This is a genomic window from Methylocystis sp., assembly GCF_050246715.1.
Taxonomy (GTDB): domain Bacteria; phylum Pseudomonadota; class Alphaproteobacteria; order Rhizobiales; family Beijerinckiaceae; genus Methylocystis.
Genome location: NZ_JBFWVN010000097.1, coordinates 1 through 7,053, shown reverse-complemented (window position 1 = coordinate 7,053; position 7,053 = coordinate 1). Strand labels below are relative to the sequence as shown.

Annotated in this window: 6 protein-coding genes; 3 read left to right on the top strand and 3 right to left on the bottom strand. The window is 59.0% G+C overall.

Going from position 1 to position 7,053, the window contains the following annotated elements; all coding sequences use genetic code 11:
* Nucleotides 1-214: 214 nt before the first annotated feature.
* The gene (locus AB7I51_RS17370) at nt 215-1,585 is read right to left on the bottom strand and encodes a sensor histidine kinase (RefSeq protein ID WP_428406377.1); all 1,371 of its coding nucleotides are present in this window, start codon (nt 1,583-1,585) and stop codon (nt 215-217) included.
* Nucleotides 1,582-2,259 carry a response regulator transcription factor gene (locus AB7I51_RS17365; protein WP_428406376.1) on the bottom strand — a complete coding sequence of 226 codons (678 nt, stop codon included), beginning with the start codon at nt 2,257-2,259 and terminating at the stop codon, nt 1,582-1,584. Before AB7I51_RS17365 ends, AB7I51_RS17370 begins: the two co-directional genes overlap by 4 nt.
* A gap of 221 nt (nt 2,260-2,480) precedes the next feature.
* Between AB7I51_RS17365 and AB7I51_RS17360 the strand changes: the two genes are divergently transcribed.
* The 3 genes from AB7I51_RS17360 (at nt 2,481) to AB7I51_RS17350 (ending at nt 6,559) form a co-directional block, all read left to right on the top strand.
* Nucleotides 2,481-2,912, top strand: a complete 432-nt coding sequence (locus AB7I51_RS17360; RefSeq protein ID WP_428406375.1) for a hypothetical protein — start codon at nt 2,481-2,483, stop codon at nt 2,910-2,912.
* A gap of 76 nt (nt 2,913-2,988) precedes the next feature.
* Nucleotides 2,989-5,304, top strand: coding sequence for a TonB-dependent siderophore receptor (locus AB7I51_RS17355; protein WP_428406374.1), 2,316 nt, complete (start codon nt 2,989-2,991; stop codon nt 5,302-5,304).
* A 46-nt stretch (nt 5,305-5,350) separates the two neighbouring features.
* Nucleotides 5,351-6,559, top strand: coding sequence for a PepSY-associated TM helix domain-containing protein (locus tag AB7I51_RS17350; protein WP_428406373.1), 1,209 nt, complete (start codon nt 5,351-5,353; stop codon nt 6,557-6,559).
* 33 nt (nt 6,560-6,592) lie between these two features.
* Here AB7I51_RS17350 and AB7I51_RS17345 read toward each other — a convergent pair whose 3' ends face one another.
* Nucleotides 6,593-6,742 (bottom strand): hypothetical protein, encoded by a 150-nt coding sequence (locus tag AB7I51_RS17345; RefSeq protein ID WP_428406372.1) that lies wholly within the window; start codon nt 6,740-6,742, stop codon nt 6,593-6,595.
* Between the last annotated feature and the right edge of the window lie 311 nt (nt 6,743-7,053).

Here is a 7,053-nt window from a genome sequence, read left to right as displayed (position 1 = left end):
AGCGTTTGCGAAGATCGTCGGAAAGCGCCATTCCCGCCGCCTCCTTCCCGCGGCAGGAATTATGAATCAGACTTCACCCGATTCGTGAATCTTAAATCGATTCAGATCGTTCGGAGCCCGCTCTAGTCAGCCGCTCGCGCTGCGAGTGGAGGCCAAATTCCCAAAGCGCGCCGAGCAAATCAAGCAATTGCGCCGCCCTACCGCAAACCCCGCCTCAATTCGCATTTGCCCTTAGGAACGCTAACTTAAATGTCGCTCCTCCGCCGGGCGTCTCTTCGACCCAGATGCGTCCGCCCTGCAGCTCCATCAGCTGCCTCGCGATCGCGAGGCCAAGGCCCGTTCCTGGCGTCGTTTCGCGCTTGCGCCAGAAAGCTTCGAATATGGCCTCACGATCGGAGGCGGCGACGCCTTCCCCATGATCCAGGACTTCGACAGCGGCGTCAGGAGCAACGCGGACGATCACCGTTCCATTTTCCGGTTCCGCGCGCAGCGCGTTTTCGATCAGATTGCGCAGTACGGATTCGAGAGCGAATCGGCTCCCTTGCACATATACTTCCGTATCCGGACCCTCGAATATGATCTGCCGCCTGCGCTTGATCGCCAGCAGCGCAATGTCTGCGACCGTGGAGCTGGCGACTTCCGTAAGATTGACCCGCTCTTGCACATCGGCCCGATATTCGTTCAAACGCGCCGTCGATAACATCTGCTCGACGATGGCGTGAATGCGCCGCGCGTCGGATTCGAGATCGGTCAGGAAGCTCGGCTCTTTTGGCGCATCGATACGCGCGGTGAGAATCGCGACCGGCGTACGCAATTCATGCGCGGCGTTAGCGGTGAAACGACGCTGCTGCGCGACGCCTTCATCGAGCCGCGCCAGCGCGCCGTTCACGGCCTCAACCAGAGGAAAGATTTCGGTCGATACATCACCCGTGTCGAGTCTCTGATAGAGCGAATTCATGTCGATGCGGGAGGCCTGCAAGGCGACCCGCTTCAGCGGATTGAGCCCCCAGTGCACGGCAACCCAAGTAACCGTCGCGGACACCATGACCGCCACGACCAAGTACGGAATTAAAAAGCGCGTTACGTCCAGCGCGGCGTCAAAGACGTCGCTCCAGCGAAACTTTTGCCCGTAAACAGCGATGTGAAGCCGGCCGAAGGGCGTTCTTCGGGGGTCCATGAGACCGCTTCGCACGGTGCTGGGATCGCCCGGTTGAACGAAATGCACATGGCCTGGGTTTATTTCAATGAGCGACTGCAAAACAGGCAGAAAATCCGGAGAGGAGCCGGCGATCGGCTTTCTAAGCGGACTCCGAAAGGCCGCAAATTTCATCGCGGGCGCACGTTTCATCTCTTCGAGCAAGTCCGCTGTCGGCCTTATTTCGAGCTCGCCTCTTTCGTTCAGCGTCAGCGAGTCGATGACCTGCTTTGTGGCGCGAATGGAAGAAAGCTCATCGAGCGACGAAACAAACCCTTCAAAACCCATGTGGCCGAGGCCGATCGTTACAAACCACGCGATCGCAAAGGCGAATATTTGGGCGACGACAAGAGTGGCGATGATTCGCAACTTAAGGGAATGTCGTCTCAATCAAACGACTCCGCCAAAATATAGCCGACGCCCCTGACCGGATGAATCGTCACGCCCGATTCCAATGCGAGCAAGCGTCGGCGCAATCGCGAGACAAGCGCTTCCAGCGCGTTGGCGTGCACGTTTTCCGCCAGCCCGTAGATTTCGCCGATCAGCGCGCCGCGCGTCGTAACTCGATTGAGGCGTCTCGCCAGAGCTTCAAGCAGGGCCAATTCCTGCTTGTGCAACGCGATTGGGCGTCCCTGAACGCATACGTCACGAGTCTGCGGATCGAAAGTTAGCGCGCCGATCGCGATCGGCGGCTGAACATCGCCGCCCGGACGCCTCAGGCAGGCGCGAATGCGCGCGATCAGCTCCGGCCCTCGAAATGGCTTCGTCAGATAATCATCGGCGCCATAATCGAGCCCTTTAACCAAGTCCTCGATTGCGTCCCGCGCCGTCAGCATAACGACGCGAATTCCAGGATTGCACCTGCGCACCGAGGAAACCAACGTCATGCCGTCGCCATCCGGCAATCGTCGATCCAGGAGCACGAGATCGTAAGGGATCTGCCGAACGACCTCCATCGCTTCGGAAAGCGTTCCGACATGATCGACGCCGAATCCCGCGTTCGACACAAGCGATGAGACAAGCCTGGCCATCTCCGGCTCGTCCTCGACTAAGAGGATGCGCATGGTCCGCCGCTCCGTCCGTCGGAACTCGCCCGCGCATTCCGACGAAACTTCTTCGAAGCAGTATCCGCGGAAGGTGTTGCTGTAAAGCCACAGCCCCAAGTATATTAGCCAGTATCCGGCAATATCAGGATCATGTCAGCGACGCCCGTTAGATTGTTCGAATGACCATAGGGAGCCGGCGTTCGGCTGGCCATGGTCGAAGCCGGGGCGGACGGGGGCAGATGCGGGGAAGGGGGACGCGCAGGCCAGTATCGAATCTGCGCGCTTCGCGGATCGTGCTCGCCGCCGCGATCGCGCTGGCGATCGTCCTGCAGATTTTCGCCGTCTCCGGTCACGCGCATTTCGCGGTCCGAAACCTCGACTCGGCCGCAGAATTCGCTGTCGCGGGCGAAGCTCCCTGCCTCGCGACCGAGCGGGACGCGGACAAGCTTCCCGGCCCGGCCCACGGCAAGCATCCCGCCTGTTGCCTTTATTGCGCCGAGCGATCTCTCCATGAGTCGTGGCTCGGCGTTATCACGACGCCTGACGTAGCGATCCAATCGCCGGCGAACCCGATCGCCCTTGATTCTCGCCGCATCTCCAACGACCGCATTCAACCGCCTCTCGGCTGGACAAGCTCCTGGTCGTCGCGCGCGCCGCCTTCCTTCTCCTGAACGATCCCCGGCCGGATTCGGCCGAGTTCATTCCTAAACGATCATGCGGCCGGCGGAGCCGCATCAGGAGAATGTCATGTTTCGTTCGGTCCTTTCGCGCGGCGTGTCAGCCGGCGTGTTGACTGTCATATTCGCTTCGTCATCGACCTACGCGCAACAGTCGCTTCCAACCATCAATGTCGGCGGCGCGCGAAGCCCTGTGCGCCCTACTCAAACAACTAGCGCACCGTCGACCGCCACGCAGCCTTCCTCGACCGGCTCTTCTCGCCCCGGAGAGCCCAAGACGCCGGAAGAGCGCTATGTCGTACGCAGCGCGACGACGAGCGGAAAGATCAACGTGCCGATCAGACAAATGCCGGTTTCGGTTGCAGTCGTGCCAAGACAGGCGATCGTCGATCAAAATATCACGCGCGCCCAGGACGCGGTTGAAAACGTTTCCGGCGTGCGGGTGATCTCCAACGACGTGCAGGGCCAGGCGTTCATTATTCGCGGATTTCGCGCGTTCGCGACATATAGAAATTTCCTGTCGTTCAGCGGCCCCGGCAGTCCCATGATCACGGACACCGCCAATGTCGAGCGCATTGAAGTGCTCAAAGGCCCGTCCTCGATTCTCTATGGGCGCACCGAACCAGGAGGTCTCGTCAACATCATCACCAAGCAGCCGCTCGATTACGCGCGTCACGTCGTCAGCCAAGAGTTCGGCTCCTTTGCATTTTACCGAACGCAATGGGATTCCTCCGCGCCGATCAAGGAAGTTCCCGGGCTCGCTTACCGCTTTACAGGCGCCTATCAAAACGCCGGCTCCTTTTTGAACTTTCAGGGCGGACGCCGACTCATCGTCGCGCCGGTCGTCAGATATAGTCCGAGCAATCGGACCGAAATCACATTTGACGCGGAATATTTGAACAACGCGGCGCAGGTCAATTATGGCGTCCCGGTCTGGCCGTTCGCCTACGGATCGACGCCCGCTCCGATCCCTCTTAGCCGCACCTTCCAGGAACCAAACGATCCGCGAGACTCCACCGGGCAATATGTCCTGAGCTACAACATTCGACAGAACCTGAATGAAAATTGGAAAGTAACGAACAGGTTCTTGTATTTGCACAATTGGTATGGCCTGCAGGGGATACAGCCGCTGTCTGGCGCCGCAAACGGCGTGACGGTGAACAGAAAATTCGATTACCAGGCTGATGAGGCGCATGTTTATTCGACAAACATCGACCTCGAAGGCAAGCTCGACATCATAGGAACGCACCATACGTTCCTGATGGGTCTAGACTATCTCAACCGATATTTCGAGTATTACAAGGGCACATCGACGGTTCCCAAATTCCCGATCAACATGTTTTTCCCGATCTACGGGACGGTGCCCTCCTTCGCATATGAATTCGGCGTCGCGGGCCTAACCAATAAGGCGCATCAGTCGACGCTGTTTCGGCAGAAGGGGCTCTATATTCAGGATCACATCAATATGTTCGACGATCGTCTGCATGTGTTGCTCGGCGCGCGCTACGACGTCGCCGACGTCGTGCAGGGGTTTTCGCGTAGCGCCGGCGGCAACACCAGCGCGAACCAGGCGGCGGCTAATTTCGCACGACTTAGCGCGGTCGATCGCATCGATACCGGATGGAGCCCTCGAGTCGGCGCCGTATTCGATGTGACGAAGGAAGTGAGCGTCTACGCGCATTATGCGCGATCGTTCGGCGCCAACAATGGGCTCAATTCCAGGCAGCAGCCATTTCCGCCGCAGAGAGGCATGGAGTGGGAGGTCGGTCTGAAGGCGAGACTGCTGAATGACGTCCTGGCCACGCTCGCCTTTTATCAACTCACGAGATCGAATCTCACGACGCGCGATTTTGCGTCGCCCGATCCAACGGCGCTGAAGCTTGCAGGCCTCCAGCGCAGCCGGGGAATTGAACTGGACGTCATCGGAACCGTGACCGAGCGCATGGCCATCATCGCCAATTACGCCTATACCGACGCAAAGGTGATCGCCGACAATTGGAGAAATCCGCTGAACCCCTATGGCAGCGGCCTGCTCTATGATCACCTCGACAATGTCCCGCGCCATTCCGGCAAAATCTGGCTGACCTATGATTTCGGCGAGAACGGGCTTGGCTGGCGGGTTGGCGGCGGCGTGACGGCTGCGACCCATGCGTGGGGCGACATTCAGAACACCTTCGTGTTGCCTGGCTGGGCGCGGCTCGATGGCTTTGCCTCATACACGCATCTGATCGATGGACATAAGCTGACGGCCCAACTCAATCTGCGCAACATCAACAATGCGCAATACTTCAATTCGTCGGACGGGCAATGGAACAACCCGCCACGCTTGGCTTTGTTCGCAGCCCAGCCCTTTACCGCGGTGGGGACAGTGCGATTCGAATGGTGAGAGTGCGGCGCTCTTCCGGCGGGGAGAGCAAGATTGGAGGCCTTCGATGAGCGTTCGCGGGTTCTGGGGATGGCTGCATCGCTGGGCTGGGCTCACGACTGCCGGATTTCTGATCCTCGTGGGGCTGACCGGCAGCCTTCTAGCGTTCCTGCCTGAAATCAATCACTCGCTCACGCCCGAACTTTATCCTGGACCACATGGACCGGAGCTAGAAGCCCCAACGCTTGTGCGGCATGCCGAAAAATTGATTCCGGATGCAAAGGCCACGGCCGTGTACTTCGGTTGGCCTGGAATGGCGATGGTGCGCATGGAAAGGCGACCCGGTTCTCCGCCGATTGACTTCAACTATCTGCATCTCGACGCTGTAACCGGCGTTGAACTGGGACGCGTGAATCGCGGGGCGCTTCCTCGCGCGTTGGGCGAGCTCATGCCGTTTATCTATACGCTGCACTACAATCTCGCGGCAGGAGAGATTGGCGGCTGGATTCTTGGGATCGTGGCGCTCGTCTGGACAATCGATTGCTTCATTGCGTTCTACTTGACGCTACCGCTTCCGAACCGAAACGGCGCCGAAAATTTTCTAAGCCGATGGAAACCGGCCTGGCGCATAAAATGGCGGGCTTCCGCTTACAGGATCAATTTCGACCTTCATCGCGCTGGCGGCCTTTGGCTGTGGGGCATTCTGCTGATCTTCGCCTGGTCCAGCGTCTCGTTCAATCTGAATGGATTCTATACGAGCGCGACTCGTCTATTCTTCGACATCGAACAGGGAATTTGGAGTTCGCCCACGAGGCCCGCGATCAGAGACGGTCGCGAGCCGCTCGACTGGGAGCAGGCATATGCGACCGGAACCGAACTTATGGAGGGGCAAGCTCAAGCGCATGGCTTTTCGATCGAACGGCCGGTCGCGTTCTATTTTATTCGCAGTAAGGGCGCTTATGAATATCGCGTTCGGTCGAGCCTGGATATCGCGAGCAGAATCGCGGCGACGTCGATTGCGTTCGACGCCTATACCGGCGAATTCATCATGTTGAATTTGCCGACCGGCTGGAAAAGCGGCAACACCCTCACCACCTGGCTTCGCGCGTTGCATACGGCGAATGTGTTCGGCGTACCCTACAAGATTTTCGTAAGTCTCGTTGGTCTAACAATCGCAATGTTGTCCGTCACCGGCGTTTACATCTGGTGGAGGAAGCGTTCGGCGCGGCGGGCGCATGTGCATCGGACGGCGCCGCAGCCTGCGCCGGCGGAGTGAGCGCCCGCGCGATTTGAGCCCGCATGGATTTGCTTATTGCTCGAGCGACAAATGGGTTGCGATCAGGCCTAACGGCGCAATTTCATCCAAAATCTGCGTCGCGCGCCGCGGCTCGTCATTCTCGACGTCTTCGACGTCGGCGACACGGTCAGCCCGATGCGCCGCGTCGCGATCGCGGGACATGGCGTTGCCTCGGGCTTCATTGCGCCGTTCGCGCATTGCTCGCCAACAATAGCGACGCGCCCGCGACGTCACATGATGGGCCGATCGCCGCTGACGCGAGTCGCTCGAAGTTTTGGCGGTGGGTCAGTTCGAAATTACAGAAACCCTACGACCTACGCTTTCCAGGAAGAGGCTCGCTAAGCAGGGTAAGCGTGATCTTATGACCAGGGGTGGCTAAGCGGCGACGGCGTGAGGCGCGGCTTTCTCCCATTTCCAAGGGAGCAGTTCGTCGAGCTTTGAGATCGGGTGATCGGCGATGCGGGCGATGACAT

Excerpts from the sequence above, each read along its gene's own strand:
- AB7I51_RS17365 (WP_428406376.1), bottom strand. The coding sequence starts at position 2,259 with ATGCGCATCCTCTTAGTCGAGGACGAGCCGGAGATGGCCAGGCTTGTC.
- AB7I51_RS17360 (WP_428406375.1), top strand. The coding sequence starts at position 2,481 with ATGCGGGGAAGGGGGACGCGCAGGCCAGTATCGAATCTGCGCGCTTCG.
- AB7I51_RS17355 (WP_428406374.1), top strand. The coding sequence starts at position 2,989 with ATGTTTCGTTCGGTCCTTTCGCGCGGCGTGTCAGCCGGCGTGTTGACT.
- AB7I51_RS17350 (WP_428406373.1), top strand. The coding sequence starts at position 5,351 with ATGAGCGTTCGCGGGTTCTGGGGATGGCTGCATCGCTGGGCTGGGCTC.
- AB7I51_RS17345 (WP_428406372.1), bottom strand. The coding sequence starts at position 6,742 with ATGTCCCGCGATCGCGACGCGGCGCATCGGGCTGACCGTGTCGCCGAC.